Annotated in this window: 15 protein-coding genes; 2 read left to right on the forward strand and 13 right to left on the reverse strand. The window is 62.2% G+C overall.

Going from position 1 to position 14,523, the window contains the following annotated elements; translation table 11 throughout:
• Positions 1-8: 8 nt before the first annotated feature.
• The 6 genes from Uis1B_RS02830 to Uis1B_RS02855 all read right to left on the reverse strand — a co-directional run bounded on the left by Uis1B_RS02830 (position 9) and on the right by Uis1B_RS02855 (position 2,778).
• On the reverse strand, positions 9-311 hold the full coding sequence (locus Uis1B_RS02830) for a hypothetical protein (RefSeq protein WP_101615376.1): 303 nt from the start codon (positions 309-311) through the stop codon (positions 9-11).
• Entirely contained in the window at positions 308-703 is a 396-nt protein-coding gene (locus tag Uis1B_RS02835) for a hypothetical protein (RefSeq protein ID WP_101615378.1), read from the reverse strand. The genes Uis1B_RS02830 and Uis1B_RS02835 overlap by 4 nt, the downstream gene beginning before the upstream one ends.
• 33 nt (positions 704-736) lie before the next feature.
• On the reverse strand, positions 737-1,219 hold the full coding sequence (locus tag Uis1B_RS02840) for a hypothetical protein (RefSeq protein WP_101615388.1): 483 nt from the start codon (positions 1,217-1,219) through the stop codon (positions 737-739).
• Positions 1,188-1,928 carry a DUF4417 domain-containing protein gene (locus Uis1B_RS02845; RefSeq protein WP_101615390.1) on the reverse strand — a complete coding sequence of 247 codons (741 nt, stop codon included), beginning with the start codon at positions 1,926-1,928 and terminating at the stop codon, positions 1,188-1,190. The genes Uis1B_RS02840 and Uis1B_RS02845 overlap by 32 nt, the downstream gene beginning before the upstream one ends.
• Positions 1,906-2,307, reverse strand: coding sequence for a hypothetical protein (locus Uis1B_RS02850; RefSeq protein WP_101615392.1), 402 nt, complete (start codon positions 2,305-2,307; stop codon positions 1,906-1,908). The genes Uis1B_RS02845 and Uis1B_RS02850 overlap by 23 nt, the downstream gene beginning before the upstream one ends.
• A gap of 123 nt (positions 2,308-2,430) precedes the next feature.
• Positions 2,431-2,778, reverse strand: coding sequence for an HNH endonuclease (locus Uis1B_RS02855; protein WP_133124812.1), 348 nt, complete (start codon positions 2,776-2,778; stop codon positions 2,431-2,433).
• A gap of 467 nt (positions 2,779-3,245) precedes the next feature.
• Between Uis1B_RS02855 and Uis1B_RS02860 the strand changes: the two genes are divergently transcribed.
• Positions 3,246-4,184 (forward strand): AEC family transporter, encoded by a 939-nt coding sequence (locus tag Uis1B_RS02860; protein ID WP_101615393.1) that lies wholly within the window; start codon positions 3,246-3,248, stop codon positions 4,182-4,184.
• A gap of 157 nt (positions 4,185-4,341) precedes the next feature.
• Positions 4,342-5,052, forward strand: coding sequence for a DUF4391 domain-containing protein (locus Uis1B_RS02865; RefSeq protein WP_101615396.1), 711 nt, complete (start codon positions 4,342-4,344; stop codon positions 5,050-5,052).
• Positions 5,053-5,123: 71 nt separating this feature from the next.
• Here the strand turns inward: Uis1B_RS02865 and Uis1B_RS02870 are convergent, their stop codons facing one another.
• The 7 genes from Uis1B_RS02870 to Uis1B_RS02900 form a co-directional block, all read right to left on the reverse strand.
• A complete protein-coding gene (locus Uis1B_RS02870) occupies positions 5,124-6,098 on the reverse strand; it encodes a cell division protein FtsQ/DivIB (RefSeq protein WP_243390230.1) in 975 nt (324 codons plus the stop codon).
• A gap of 2 nt (positions 6,099-6,100) precedes the next feature.
• Positions 6,101-7,678 (reverse strand): UDP-N-acetylmuramate--L-alanine ligase, encoded by a 1,578-nt coding sequence (gene murC / locus Uis1B_RS02875; RefSeq protein ID WP_101615398.1) that lies wholly within the window; start codon positions 7,676-7,678, stop codon positions 6,101-6,103.
• A gap of 73 nt (positions 7,679-7,751) precedes the next feature.
• Complete coding sequence (locus Uis1B_RS02880) at positions 7,752-8,942, reverse strand: UDP-N-acetylglucosamine--N-acetylmuramyl-(pentapeptide) pyrophosphoryl-undecaprenol N-acetylglucosamine transferase (protein ID WP_101615513.1); 1,191 nt, start codon at positions 8,940-8,942, stop codon at positions 7,752-7,754.
• A gap of 86 nt (positions 8,943-9,028) precedes the next feature.
• Complete coding sequence (locus tag Uis1B_RS02885; RefSeq protein ID WP_101615400.1) at positions 9,029-10,375, reverse strand: FtsW/RodA/SpoVE family cell cycle protein; 1,347 nt, start codon at positions 10,373-10,375, stop codon at positions 9,029-9,031.
• On the reverse strand, positions 10,365-11,798 hold the full coding sequence (murD, locus tag Uis1B_RS02890; RefSeq protein ID WP_101615402.1) for a UDP-N-acetylmuramoyl-L-alanine--D-glutamate ligase: 1,434 nt from the start codon (positions 11,796-11,798) through the stop codon (positions 10,365-10,367). The genes Uis1B_RS02885 and murD overlap by 11 nt, the downstream gene beginning before the upstream one ends.
• Positions 11,799-11,856: 58 nt before the next feature.
• Complete coding sequence (mraY, locus tag Uis1B_RS02895) at positions 11,857-12,957, reverse strand: phospho-N-acetylmuramoyl-pentapeptide-transferase (RefSeq protein WP_101615404.1); 1,101 nt, start codon at positions 12,955-12,957, stop codon at positions 11,857-11,859.
• Positions 12,954-14,471, reverse strand: coding sequence for a UDP-N-acetylmuramoyl-tripeptide--D-alanyl-D-alanine ligase (locus tag Uis1B_RS02900; protein WP_101615515.1), 1,518 nt, complete (start codon positions 14,469-14,471; stop codon positions 12,954-12,956). Before Uis1B_RS02900 ends, mraY begins: the two co-directional genes overlap by 4 nt.
• Positions 14,472-14,523: the final 52 nt, after the last annotated feature.

Below are 14,523 nucleotides of genomic sequence, written 5' to 3' on the forward strand. Positions count from 1 at the left end.
TGACGGTGTCAGCGCTGCCACAGATCGAATTCGCGGTAGCAGTCGCGAATCGATTTCGTCTTGTCGTCGAAAATCTTCTCGTCGGCCAGTTCCTCGAACGTATCATGGTCGTGGCTGATGGGGTCATAGGTGAAACCATGCTTGAACGGTTCTAGATTGCATGCGAACCATCCGTCGTGCCCGTCGCCGGTGATATTGGTAACGAAATACTCGTGGCCTTTGTAGCCGAATATCGCCTCGCACTCACCATGGCATATGCTGGAGAACAATTCCCAGTCGTCGGTGCGATACGGATACGTACTGCCTGTCATGATCCACTCCTGAATTTACGGTATTCCTCGTTGACCCTGTCGAAGAGTTTACGCTCTTCTGCGGTCATGGATCGGGGCTTGCCGCGAACCACTTTCGTTCCGGGGTATGTCCATTCGTGCGTATGAGGTCCGAGACCGTAATGGTCCTGATAGTCAATCTGCGTGCGTACCTTGCCGGCTCGCATGATCGATATGGAATGCATCTGACCGTTGTCCTTGCGTACGGTCACATAGACGCGGTTCTCGCTTCTGGTCTCGATCGGCGCGGTGGTGCTCTTGTTGTCGCGTCGTTCCACGAACTTGATGTTGCCCGTTTGGAACAGGGTGCGGTATTCGCTGCCGTACGGCTTGCCGTTGTTGCCCACGCCGCTCGACGCGCCACGACCGCCCATGGACGGGACTCCCTTCCGTAATGATTGGCGCCGTCACCGTTTCCAGCCGGCTGCACGGTAGGAGCTCCATTGGGCATTGAACCTGCGGTCGAACTCGCGGTCGTACCGGCTCATGGCGTTCTTGAACGACTGGCTCACTCCGGTCACCGGCTTGTCGCCCTCGGCCTTCCGCTTGCGCATCAACGCACGCGTCTTGCTAGTGTCGGAGTTGATCTTGCGGATTCTCTCCTCGGAGAACCCCTGTTTCCTGTACTCGGCGACGCTCTTCGAGGAAAGCACGAACGGTTCACCGTCGCTCTTGGACGTCTTCGCCGCTTTCCTAGCCATCTTCCGTCCGGCCCCGGAGCCGAACCCCGCATCCCTTTCGGCGGCGATTCGAGCGTCACTCTTCCCCATGCCGTTCGCGCGGTTCACGCGGTACCGCTCCTGAATGCCGGCGATCTGTCTGTCGGACGCGCCTCGCTTCCGCAGCCGCTCGAGCGCCTTATCGCCATGTGTGACACGGAATGCGTTCACGCCTTTCGCTACGCCCCCCCTGTGGCACCTGAACCTGATCCACGGCCTCCCATGATTCCATCCTTTCCACGACAGAGTTCCTGAACCTGATCCATTCGACGCCCCGCCAGTCGAAATCAGGAATGGGCAGCCCATACAGGAGCACAAGCTCCGGGGCGAGCCGTTCCAGCGCCTCGCGCATGCCGATCCGCCACAACGCCGTCGCGACGGGATCGTTCAATACGCCGAGCGTGCTCGCGGCCACCACGGAACCATGAGGCAGCCCGTCGAACGCGAACGAAAACGACTCGGGCGTGCTCCACTGCAACGTCGGGACCACGTTCATGCCCTGCGACTGCCACCACGCGCCCATCAGCCTCGATCGGTACACGTTGTGCACCTGCTGCGCCAACGGCATATCCGAATAAAGACTGAAATCCGGGGTGAGCACGCATCGGAACGGGGACAGCATGCGCACATACGCCTCGGGGCGCCGCCAGACCCGTTCGAACCGGTAGTCGTCGATGAAGAAATGCACGCCCAGCCGATGCCGGTCGATGTTCCTCGCGCTCTTGACCAGACCGAAATCGATCAGGTCGTCGGGCACCGCGTCGCAGGACCTCAGGACCGGCATGTCCCATCGGCCGCATAACTCGATGTCCTCCAAGAGAAGGGGAAGGTTGTAGGCGTTCATGGTACGGTCATGTTCACACGACTTCCGCTCCGACATCGCTCACCTCCGTCGTCTCGTTTTCCGGATCGTCGAACAGGCCTCCGCCAGACTGGGATTCCAGTTCACGGCACACGGCGATGTACTGGCGGGACAATGCCGGCAGGTCGGAGGCGCGTGTGTCAGGGTTGTCCAACGCCCTTCTGAGGATGTCGCGCGTGTGACGAAGCACGTCCTCCATGCCGTCGTCCATCATGCGCTCGAACTCACGCCGGTCAAGGGCCGGCGACGGTTTCGCCCTGGTTTTCGCCCTGGGCTGCTCGCCCTTGGCCTTGCGCAGCCGGTACGCCTTCTGCTTGCAGCGGGGCGAGCAGTACTCGACGCCGGCACGCGCATCGGAGGGCAGCTCATGGCCGCACACACTGCACAGGCGGGCCATGACGCCTCCTTTCGGCGTTACCGTTGCCGTAACGCGTTACCATTACCGAAAACCGGGGAGAGAACGGCCCTATGCGCCGGGGTGGGCCACGGGCCGGGCGGGGAGGGGTGATGCCCCCATGGGTCAGATGTCGAGTCGTCGGAACGGGATCGCGGTCGGTCGGGTTTGTGTGTGTTTGCCTTGGCCGTTGAGGATGCGTTGGACTTCGGTTCGTGCCCATTCGAGGGTTTTGTCGCTTTTGATCTCGTTGCACCATTTGTGGGCGAGTTCGAGGTTCGACCATTGGTATGGGCTGCCACCTTTGGCGACGGGGATGATCTCGTCGGCGACACCGCACCATGGGTCGGGACATCTGATGGTCCTGTCGACCGGTCGGCCGCAGATCGCGCACGTGTCGTAGGCGGCGCACACACGGGCGATGAGCTGGTTTCTGCGCCAGCCGTTGGCCTTGCGCGGGTTGCCTCGGCTCATGGCCACACCTCCCCGCATGGCTTGGGATCGTTGGGATTCACGGCATGTCGCGGCGTCGACGACGGCCGGCCACGCAAGCGCAAGACCGACGACTAGACGCGGACGACGCCCCTCGGATCACATTCGCGGGGCGTCGCTTCCGTTTTGGTGGCTTGGGCGGTATTCGAAGCCGCGGACCAGTAACGGTGTTTGCTGGTCGCCGCGCCTCTCGGCGGGGCCCTTTCGTCCTCTCGGGCACGCAAGCCTTGGCGGGAGGACATGATTCGCGGTGGGGTTGGAATCCACCGCGCCCAGCCTGCATACGGGCGGGTTCGCCGGTTTCGACGGCTGCATCGAGGTAGTCGATCCTGTCGGCCCATCGGATAGTCGACCACCACTCGATACCACCCCGAATCAAATCCGGCATACCACGTTCAGTAGCTACTACACTTGACGATGCACGAAAGGATCGGGAGGAACACGACAAAATGGGACTGTTCAATGCGCTGCAAGGGTTCTGCGTCATTGGGATCATCATTCTCATCGGCTACATCGCGGCACGGTTCCATGTCGGAGGCCCGACCGCGCAGATGGTGCTCAACCGGTTCAGCTTCTTCGTCTCCACCCCGTGTCTGATGTTCGCCCTGCTGTCCAAGGAACAGTTGTCCGACGTGTTCAAGCCTTCGATGCTCGTCGCCCTGTTATGCGCCACGATCACCGGCATCGTGTTCCTGCTGCTCAGTCGTACCGTGTTCCACCTCGACACGGCCGACGCCACGGTGGGCGCATTGGTGTCGATGTACATGAACGCCAACAACATCGGACTGCCGGTGGCCACCTACATTCTGGGGGATCCGGCCGCGGTGACGCCGATCATCCTCATGCAGCAGGTGATCTTCACGCCGATCGCGCTGACGGCGCTCGATCTTTCGACCAAAGGCCGGGTCAGTGCCAAAGCCATCCTCTCCCAGCCCCTGCACCAGCCCATTCTCATCGGTGTGCTGATCGGCATCGCGGTGTCCGCGACCAGCGACGCCGCGGGATGGTTCATCGTGCCGAAGTATCTGTACGATCCGATCAATATCGTCGGTCAGTCCGCCGTGCCGTTGATTCTCATGGCCTTCGGTATGTCGCTGAAGGGTTCCCGGCCGTTGCAGGGAGGCAATCGTGCCGCCACCATCGCATCCACGCTGTGCAAGGATCTTCTGATGCCTGCCCTGGCCTTCATCCTCGCCTATTTCATGATGGGATTCCGCGGAACGGACCTGTATGCCTGCGTGGTGCTTGCCGCCCTGCCGTGCGCCCAGAACGTATACAACTATGCGGCCAGATACGATGCCGGCACCGAATTCGCCCGTGACGGCGTGCTGTTGACCACCATCACCTCCCCCATCGTGATCTTCGCCATCGCCGCATTGCTGGGATGATTCCCGGAGCCTCGATTGAATCCGGCGTGTCGGCATAGCACCCGCTCGTCGACACGCCGGGATCTTCCTCCATGGCCCATCTATACTGTCATAGAACCGTCATAGACATTCGTTGTCATCCATATCGTTTCGAATCAGGACACCGAGGAGGCCTCCGATGACCGTAGCCGCATGCGGGTCGATTTCCATGCTGACTTTGGGTTTTGCTCCCAACACCGCCATCGCCGCCGAAAAGAGCCGGTTCCCCAAAGCGGCGTTCGTAGGCAAGGATCCGCTTTCCTCGAAGCTGAGGCAGCGGTTTGTCTCCGATATCGAAAGCATCACGCTGCTGGGACTGCTGCGCCCGTCGAACACCGGGATGGCTTCTGGACGTCTCGGAGAGATTCTGGTGCTTGGATTGCGACTGAACACCACGGATGCGCCGAAGTCGGTGATCGATCGCATCGCCGCCCAGCGCAAGGGAGGCATTCTGTTCGTATGCGTGCGCGAGTCCACGGATGAGAACGGTGAGACTCACGAGGAATGCGCGTTGGCGATCCGACGCAGCGTACCGGTGAAACCCGGACATATTCCACAGTTCAAGGTTCATGTCAGCGAATGGATGGACCCTGAATCCGTTCATATCACCCTGCACGGTGCGGACATGGATGAGCTGTGGGATTCGCTGGGAGCACAGGTGATTCTCCGTGATGAGGATGGCACCGATCTCGACGCGCGGCTGGCGGTGCATGATCGGATCGCGAAGCTGGAAGCCGAGGAGGTCAAGCTCGTGCGAGATCATCAGCGTGCCAGGACCACGTCGCAGCGCAATGAGGTATACGCGCAGCTTCACAAGGTTCGCACCCAGCTGGAGAAGCTGCGGGGCTAGCACGAAGCATGGAGGACCAGGGGAGAAGCCGACCTCAGCCCGGCCTCTCCCTACCACGGTCTGCTTCCCCCCTACTTGATCGTGGCCTTGTCGGGAGCCGCCACATTGATCGTCTTGGCACCACCCAGCTGTTTGGGATTGCTCAGCAGCGTATTCACCACCGCCTTCTTCAACCGCATCTGGGATGAGTTTCCCCATATCACGGTATAGCCGTCGGCAAGGGTGGTGGTGACGGAATCCTGTGTTTTGGCGGTGACCTTGCTCACCTTCCGCCTCATCGATTCGTCCAGCGATCCCAGCACCTTCACCGCCTGAATCACGGCCTTGCTGTCCAGACTCTTGCTCGCGTTCTTCACCTCGATCACCGGAATCCCCTTCACCGAGGCGTTCACCGCATTGAGTATGCGCCCTTCGCTGTCCACTGCGGTCATGCCGCCGGCGGAATCCTTGAGCACCGCGGCTGGAGGCTCCGCCTTCACGGTGATGTCAAGACCATGCGGATACTGTTTGGTCGCCGTCGCGGAAACGACCCCCGGCAGTTCCCCGATCTTCTCCTCGATCCCGCTGCTGCTGATCATCAGCAGCGAGGAGCCGACATGCGCACCCGCTATGGACGTCACATCGGCTTCGGACACCCATGTATTGGTACCTCGAACCGTGATCAGATCCGACTGGAGTCGCAGCAGCGGCGAGAACAGCAACGCCCAGATCACGGAAAGCACGACGCCGACAGCCAGCACGACGACGCTCGCACGCATCATGCGCTGACGGCGGTTCGCCATTCTGCGTTCCCTGAGACGCTCGGGAAAATCCACTACCTTGGGGCGGGTGAGCAGGCCAGGCCCGCCGAACGACTCACTGTCCAGACGTTCGGAGACGCTCTCCCCCGATCTGAGATGACGGGCATCCACGAACGCGCCGGAATCAACGGCGGAAACGTTTTCCGCTTCCGGATTCGACCGGATGGTTCTTCCCGATGCCGCGGAACGGCCGACGACCGTGGAGGGATCGGAAGAGGAATGCGAGGTGACTCTGCGCCCCGCCAACGTCAGGCCTCCCGTCCCCGAACGGTTCCGCGGGCCTTGAGCACACTGAGCAGCACCGGCGCCATGGTGGTGATGTCCCCTGCGCCGACGGTGATGATCACGTCTCCTGCTCCACTGCGCATGGCCAGCATCTTGGCTGCCTGGCACATGTCCGGCACGGCCTCGATCCAACCGTCCCGCGGATCATGATCGATGCCTGCGGAGGCGTCCACCACGGTATTCGGACCGATGGCGGGATAGTCCGACTGTTTTTCCCTTGCGGGGAAGATGCCGGTCACGATCACATCGTCCGCCTTGGCGAGGGCTTCGGCGAAATGTCGTGCGAAGAACATCGTTCTGGAGAACAGATGAGGCTGGAACAGCACGCGGATCACGGAGTCCGGGAACCGGCGGCGCGCGGCGTCCAACAGTGCTGCGATCTCCGTGGGATGATGGGCGTAATCATCGACGACGGTGACCGAGGACACCGTTCCCTTGATCTCGAAACGACGCGCCGCGCCGAGGAACGTCGATGCGGCTTCGGATGCGCGACGCGGCTCCATGCCCAGAAGCGCCGCGGCGATGATGGCCGCTGAGGCGTTGCGCGCGTTATGGATGCCGGGGATCCGCAGATTCACGGGAAGATCCTGCTCCTCGGAGCCGCCGATGCCGGCGGGAAGATGCAGCACGAACGATTCGACGGCGGACGAATCACTGCCGGCGATGGATTCGGCCTCATGGTCGATATGAGCCAGCGCCGCACCGTTCAGATCGCCGAGCTGTTCGCGGGTATGCGTGGAATACACCACCGCACGGGCCGCGGACTCAGGATCCATGGCCCGCAGCACCGAAAGCGCCCCGTCGTCGTCACCGCAGAGCACCACATGCCCCACGGCATGGTGCGCATGGTCGACGAACGCCTGGCGATAGGCTTCGGCGGTACCGTAGTGATCGAGGTGCTCGGCCTCGACATTGGTGATCACCGCCACTTGGGGATGGTATTTGGCGAAGCTGCCGTCTGATTCATCGGCCTCGGCCACCAGCACGTCCCCCTTGCCCGCATGACCACCGTCCAGCGGCCCGTCGGGCCCCTGAATGGATCCGCCGATGGCATAGCTGGGATCGGCGAGAGTCCCTTCGCCTGCATGCACCAGCACATGCGCGATCATGGCGCTGGTGGTGGTCTTGCCGTGGGCGCCGGCCACGGTGACAGCCCTCGCCGACTTCATCAGCAGAGCCAGTACGTCGCTACGGTGCATCAGACGGGCGCCGCGAGCCACCGCGGCCACGATCTCCGGATTGTCGGGTTTGATGGCACTGGACCACACCACCGTGTCCACGCCTTCGATATGTTCGGTCTTCTGCCCGACGAACACCGTGATGCCCAGCTCCTGCAGTCTGCGGGCCTTCGTGCCAAGTTCACGATCGGACCCCTGCACGGTCACCCCCTGTTCGTGCAGGATCTCCGCCAGCACGCTCATGCCCGCACCGCCGATGCCGATGAAATGCGTGACCCCCAGCGAAGCCGTGGTCAGCGAGTCAGCGTCGGCCGGACGGCTCGTGGGCTCAAGCACGATGGACGAATTGGAAGCGTCATTCACTGTTCATTACTCCTTTTGGCATACCATGCCAACACATTCCTAACCATTATCGTCGATGCCACGATAACCTCGATCAGTGCGCGCCTCGACCACCGTGCGCCGCCAGCGATAGCACACGCGAGGCCATCACCTGAGCGGCGTCGCGGATGCCGTACCGCCATGCCGCCTGCGCGATGCGATGCAGTCGCGTCCCATCGGCCAGCAGTTGGGGCACATGTCCGGTCACCCATTCACTGGTGAAGTCGTCATCCGATACCAGGAATCCGCCGCCTGCCTCAACCACCGGTTCGGCATTGAAGCGCTGCTCCCCGTTGCCGATGGGCAACGGCACATACACGGCGGGAAGACCCAGAGCCGCGATTTCGGCCACGGTACCCGCACCGGAACGACAGATCACCAGATCCGCACAGGCGAAGGCCTGATCGATGCGTTCCAGATATTCGGCCGCATGGTAGTCCCCCCTGCCACGCTGGTCCGGGCCAATCGTGCTGAGCACCGACTCCCCCGCCGATGCGGTGACCAGCTGCCGCACCTGCTCCATCTTGCCCTTGCCCGTCAAATGAATCACCTGCGCGCAGGACAGAACCTCCCGCGCAGCACTCGCCACGGCGACATTGAGACTCTGCGCGCCAAGGGAGCCTCCGGTGACGAGCAGGATCGGGCGGTCGGGATCGAGACCGAGCTGCCCGGCACCCTTTCTCCGAGCCTCGACTCGATTGCTCTCCATGCTGTTCGCCACTTCGGCGATGGCTGGCCGCAGCGGGAGCCCCACACGTTCGATCACGGCATCGGCCCCCGGCTTCAGACCGGTGTCGTCATACACCGTGCCGATGAACTGAGCCCACCGCGCACCGAGCTTGTTGGCCATACCGGCGCGGGCGTTCTGCTCGTGGATCACGATCGGGATACCGAGTCGATGCGCCGCGTAATATGCCGGGGCCGAAGCGTATCCGCCCACTCCCACCAGCACGTCGGCCCGTCGTTCGGTGAGAATCCGCTTGACCTTGTCGACCTCGCGAATCCATCGCATGGGGAACGCGAACGCCGCGCGGTTGAGCGATCTGGGGAACGGCACCTTCTCGATGGTATCCATGTCGAATCCCGCTGCGGGCACCAGCCGCTGCTCCAGACCGACTTCGGTGCCGATCACGCTGATGGAGGTCCCGGGTGCGATTCGTCGGATGCTTGACGCGATGCTGAGCAATGGATTGACATGACCGGCCGTGCCGCCGCCGGCCAATACGATGCTTGACTCTTCAGACATGCCTATGAGCATAGCGCCGGGCACGAACCGATTTCAACCTTCCCGAAACGCCCCTCATCAGACGGACGAACACCGATCGGCCGGCGTCATGCACGAGCCAGCGCCGCCTTGATCTCGGTCTGCGATCGCGCCATCGACACGGCCGTTCCGGCCGCGACCAGACACATGACCATGGCGGTGCCGCCCGCCGACACGAACGGCATCGGCAGGCCCATCACCGGCAGGAGACCGACGACGACGGCGATGTTGACGATCGCCTGTCCGACGATCCATACGACGAAGCACATGAGCACCATGCGGGCATAGGCATCCTGATGATGCATGGCGATGTTGATCAGGCACCATCCGAGCACCACGAAACCCAGTATCACGGCCAGAGCACCGAGGAACCCCAGTTCCTCACCGATGATCGCGAAGATGAAATCGTTGTGCGCCTCCGGCAGATAGTTCCATTTCTCTCGTGAATTGCCCAATCCCACGCCGGTGAGACCTCCGGATGCCATGGCATACGCACCGTGGATCGACTGGTAGCACACGCCTTTCGTCTGCTCGGCGGTGCAGGTGCCATAGGCTGCAAGAATACGATTCATACGGTTGGAATTGCCGCCGACGAACAGCAGCAGAACGCCGACCACACCGAGACCTCCGAGGCCGAAGAACCATGGGAGCGGCAAACCGCCGACCAGCAGCGCGGTGCCACCGATGATCACGACAATCATGGCGGTACCGAGATCCTTGCCTGCGATCACGGAGGCGAACGCCAGCAGGAAGATGCCGACCGGCACCGCCCATGCCTTGGGTGTGGGAAGCTTCATCTTGCGAATGGATAGAATGGCGGACGGCATCCACAGGCACACCGTCCATTTGAGGATTTCGGCGGGCTGGAAGCTTATGGGACCAATACGGATCCATCCCACATTGCCGCCGGCTGACGCGCCGATGCCGGGCACCATGGTCATCAGCTGCACGACGATGGCGACGGCCAGAAGCACGGCGGCGAATTTGCGGAAGAACCTGACGGGGAGCTTGGATAGAAAGAATGCAACGACGATGCCCACAATCGCGTACACCGTCTGATTGCTCAGGCTGGACCATGGAGAACTACCTTCAGCGACCAGATCGACCGACGAGCTGGAGAAGACCATCATGAGGCCGAATATCGTCAGAGCGCCAACGGAGATGATGAAACCGTAGTAGCACCACAGCGGATTGAAGACGCAACGCCAGCCGGAATAGTCGGCCGGTCCGTTGGATTCCTGATCATCACCGTTCGTGGAGAACGACGAACCCGCCGTCACCACGGCCACCGCTTTGTCCAGCAAACGGGATGGCGACAACGCGCCGAGACTGAACCGTTTCTCGGACTTCGGTCGCTTCCCGAGCGGTTCCGGAAGCCTGTCCCGCCTTCCGCCTCCCTGAACGCTATTCGCCATGGGCGGCTACCCAGTTCACCGCGGCCTTGGCGAACCGATCGCCTCGGTCGGCATAGGAACGGAACTGATCCATGGATGCGCAGGCCGGGGCCATGAGCACCACATCGCCGGCGGACGCATATGCTCCGGCGGCCTCGACCGCACGATCCATCACGGTATCGTTCGGCTCGGGATCGATGACGGTGATCGGAGTGTTCGGAGCGCTGGCAGCGAAGGCCTCCTGCATGGGTCGGGGGTCCCGGCCGATGATGACGGCGGCCTTGATGGTGCCGGCCTGGTCGGCCACGAGGTCCTCGAATCGGGATCCTTTGGCGAGCCCTCCGGCGATCCATACCACATGCCCGCGCGAGAAGCTGGATAGCGACGCATGAGCGGCATGAGCGTTGGTGGCCTTGGAATCGTCGACGAACTTCACGCTGCCGCCCGGCACCCGAGCCTGAGCCACGGTGGCGATGCGATGGCCGCCCGGGGCGAATCCCTTAAGCGCCTCCACCGCCGTGTGGGAGTCCACTCCCAAGCCAAGCACCAAAGCCAGAGCGCACAGGGCATCGGCGAGCAGATGCGGGTACACCGTGCCATCGGGCTCACTCAGATGGGAAAAGTCGAGCACTCTGGCCAGTTTCGGTTCGGACGATTCGGAGCGAAGCCCGGAGCGGTCGACGATCCAGCCGTCCTCGACGCCGATCTGGCCGTTGACCGGAGCATGCAGCGTGAACCCCACTCGCCGGCATCCTTCCGCGGGATGAGCTGCGGCGGCAAGAGCCGACACCCGCTCGTCGTCGGCGTTGAAGACCAGCGCCCGCTTCACGCGATGATACACCTTCGCCTTGTCGGCAGCGTAGTTCTCGAATCCTCCGTGCCAGTCGAGATGATCGTCCGCAAGATTGGTGATGGCCGCGCAGTCGAGTTCGAGGGAATCAGTGTAATGCATCTGGAACGAGCTGAGTTCGACGGCCAGGGCGGTGTTGGCCGGATCCACTGCGGCCGAGGACACCGGCGTGCCGATGTTGCCCACGGCCGGAGCCGTGAATCCGGCCGCGCGAAGCATTTCCGAGGTCATTTCGGTGGTGGACGTCTTGCCGTTCGTGCCGGTGATGCCCACCCACGCGGCCGGACGGCCGGTGGCCTGACTCGGCACGCGAAGCCTCCATGCCAGTTCGACTTCGCTCATCACATCGATGCCACGGCGTGCGGCCTCCACGAGGAACGGAGTCGAAGGCGCGAATACCGGCGAGGTCATGATCGCGTCAAGCGCATCGAAATCGATCTCGTCGAACGCATGCAGATCGGCGTCGGGCTTACGCTCATCGAAGGTGAGCACGGTGGCGCCTTGGGATCGCAGCACTTTCGCCGCACTGACTCCGGACACCCCAAGTCCGGCCACCATCACCGTTTTGCCTGAAAAATCCTCCACCTTGTTCATCGGTTCCTCCTTTTGGGAACGAATATCACCCGATCACGGCCCGCACGGCCGTCGATCGTCACAACAGTCCGGAGCGGACCAGCCAATCCGTATAGAACAGTACCAGTCCGACGAGCACGAAGACCATTTCGATCATCCAGAATCGCACGACCACGGTGTTCTCCCGCCACCCGCACAGTTCGAAGTGGTGGTGGATCGGCGCCATCTTGAATACGCGCTTGTGGGTCATCTTGAAGTATCCGACCTGAATGACATCGGAGCAGGTCTCCATCACGAACAGCCCGCCCAGAATCACGGCATGCAGTTCGGTGTGCGTGGCGATGGACAGTGCCGCATACAGGCCGCCCAGCGCCAGGGAACCGGTGTCGCCCATGAAGATCTGCGCGGGATTAGTGTTGTACCACAGGAAACCGAAGCATGCGGCCACCGCGCACGCCGCGATGATCGCCAGATCCTGCGGATCGGAAACGGCGTAGCTGTAGCCTTCGGCTCCGGAGCCCGACAGATGGGCGCTTTCCCAGTAGGCGATCATCGAATAGCCCATAAACGCCACCATCGAGGTTCCGGCGGCCAGACCGTCAAGACCGTCGGTGAGATTGAAGGCGTTCGACCATGCCGTCATCAGCAGGTTCACCCAGATCACGAACAGTACGAGCGCCACGATGGTTCCGGCGAAGGTGAATACGACCACCGGTTTTTCGATGTAGGCGATGCCCGCCTGCGCACTGGGGAACCCGCTCTTGGTGGGCAGCAGCAGGCACAGCACCGCGAAGAGGGTGGCGAAGACGAACTGACCGAAGAACTTGCCGCCGACGGTCAATCCCTCGTTCTGCTTCTTGCGCACCTTGGCGAAGTCGTCGATGAATCCCAGCAGGCCCATGGACAGCATGGCGAACAGCACCAGCAGAGCCGTCCATGAAGGCTTGTCGTGATAGGTGAAGTATCGGTACAGCGCGGAGGCGAGCCAGCCGAGCACGATGGCGAGATTGATGACGACGCCGCCGAGCGTCGGGGTGCCGCGCTTGATCTGGTGGGACTGCGGACCGTCCTGGCGAATGTACTGGCCGTAGTGCAGCTTGTGCACCAGACGAATCAGCAGCGGAGTGCCGATCAGAGTGACGATCAGGGATGTCCCCAGACCGATGAGCAGTGAAATCACTGTGCCTCTCCGTTTCTATCAGTGGCGTCGGAACCTGTCGGAAGATCATCGTTGGCGTCCCATCGGGCGGCCAGTGCGCTCAACCCCGATGCGTGGGATCCCTTGAGCAGCACCACGGTGTTCTCGTGTTCGCGGGCGAGATCGAGAACCAGACGATCGGCCTCATCCACGTCATGCACCAGCGCGACGAACGGTTTGTTCCGGGTGGTCTCATCATCCCCGTCGATGCCCTCGATGAAGTCGGAGGCCAGGGAATCGAGCTGCGCATCGTTTCGACTGCCCACGCCGATCACCGCATCGATGCCCAGCCTGGCAGCATAGGATCCGATGCCGCGGTGCAGTTCCACTGCGTTTTCGCCGAGTTCCAGCATCGAGCCGAGCACTGCGACCCGGAACGGGGCGACACCGTCCTCATCCACGGACCATCCGGCGAGTCCGTCAAGACCGGCCTTCATGGAATCCGGGTTCGCATTGAACGAGTCATCGATGACCGTGAAGCTCACGCCAGCCCTGGTCAGGCCGAACACCGTCATGCGGTGCGGACTGATGGCGGTCTGCTCACCCAGAACCCTCACGATTTCATCGACCGGAACGTCTTCCCTCGTCGCCACGGCGATGGCGGCCAGCGCGTTCATCACGTTATGCCTGCCGGGAATCGCCAGCTGCACTCGCACCGGATCATGACCGGGCAGCGACAGTGTGAATCCGGCCCGGTCGCGGCCGTCAGCCGTGATGTCATAGGCCTTCACCTCAGCGCCACTCCCCAAGCCGAACCAGACCACATCGCCGGGGGCGATCGACGCCATGGGCACGACATGCTCGTCGTCGGCGTTGAGCACCGCCACGCCGTCCGGCACCAGAGCACGGATGATTTCGCTTTTGGCCCTCTGGATGTTCTCCACGGAACCGAACTCCCCCAGATGGGCCACTCCCACCTTGAGTACGATGGCGATGTCCGGCGGCACCAACGACCCGAGATTGGCGATCTCGCCGAGATGGTTGGCTCCCATTTCGGCGACGAGGAATCGCGTCCGCTCATTGACCTCAAGAGCGGTGATCGGCATGCCGATGTCGTTGTTGAACGATCCGACCGGGGCGATGGTCTCCCCCCGCGTGGACAGCAGTGCCTTGAGCAGGTCCTTGGTGGTGGTCTTGCCCACCGATCCGGTCACGCCGACCACGGTGAACGGAGAGTCGAATGCGCGCCGCTCCTCGATGTTCGCCTTGGCGAGTAGGCCCATCGCCCGAATGGTGTCCGGCACAACGATCTGCGTGATCTCGGCTCCCGCGATCTCATGGTCCACCAAAGCCGCCACGGCACCGGAATGGTAGACCTGACCGACGAACCGATGACCGTCCACATGCTCGCCCGCAATGGCGACGAACAACGATCCGACCCCCGCCAGACGGGAATCCGTGACCACCTTCTCGATCCGCGAATCGGCAGGCGTGAGTCCCACGCACAGTTCCCCTCCGACGGCCTTAGCCGCCTGTTCAATCGTCATGGCCATCATGATGTAGTTCAACCTCTTCCCGTATATGTTGTTCTCTCGATGAACGTCGTTC

It is taken from the genome of Bifidobacterium margollesii (assembly GCF_002860355.1).
Classification (GTDB): Bacteria; Actinomycetota; Actinomycetes; order Actinomycetales; family Bifidobacteriaceae; genus Galliscardovia; species Galliscardovia margollesii.

What these genes read in the sequence shown, in the direction of transcription:
- Uis1B_RS02900 (WP_101615515.1), bottom strand. Translation starts at nt 14,471, where the DNA reads ATGATGGCCATGACGATTGAACAGGCGGCTAAGGCCGTCGGAGGGGAA.
- Uis1B_RS02855 (WP_133124812.1), bottom strand. Translation starts at nt 2,778, where the DNA reads ATGAGCCGAGGCAACCCGCGCAAGGCCAACGGCTGGCGCAGAAACCAG.
- Uis1B_RS02865 (WP_101615396.1), top strand. Translation starts at nt 4,342, where the DNA reads ATGACCGTAGCCGCATGCGGGTCGATTTCCATGCTGACTTTGGGTTTT.
- Uis1B_RS02835 (WP_101615378.1), bottom strand. Translation starts at nt 703, where the DNA reads ATGGGCGGTCGTGGCGCGTCGAGCGGCGTGGGCAACAACGGCAAGCCG.
- Uis1B_RS02885 (WP_101615400.1), bottom strand. Translation starts at nt 10,375, where the DNA reads ATGGCGAATAGCGTTCAGGGAGGCGGAAGGCGGGACAGGCTTCCGGAA.
- murD (WP_101615402.1), bottom strand. Translation starts at nt 11,798, where the DNA reads ATGAACAAGGTGGAGGATTTTTCAGGCAAAACGGTGATGGTGGCCGGA.
- Uis1B_RS02845 (WP_101615390.1), bottom strand. Translation starts at nt 1,928, where the DNA reads ATGTCGGAGCGGAAGTCGTGTGAACATGACCGTACCATGAACGCCTAC.
- Uis1B_RS02880 (WP_101615513.1), bottom strand. Translation starts at nt 8,942, where the DNA reads ATGTCTGAAGAGTCAAGCATCGTATTGGCCGGCGGCGGCACGGCCGGT.
- Uis1B_RS02860 (WP_101615393.1), top strand. Translation starts at nt 3,246, where the DNA reads ATGGGACTGTTCAATGCGCTGCAAGGGTTCTGCGTCATTGGGATCATC.
- Uis1B_RS02850 (WP_101615392.1), bottom strand. Translation starts at nt 2,307, where the DNA reads ATGGCCCGCCTGTGCAGTGTGTGCGGCCATGAGCTGCCCTCCGATGCG.
- Uis1B_RS02830 (WP_101615376.1), bottom strand. Translation starts at nt 311, where the DNA reads ATGACAGGCAGTACGTATCCGTATCGCACCGACGACTGGGAATTGTTC.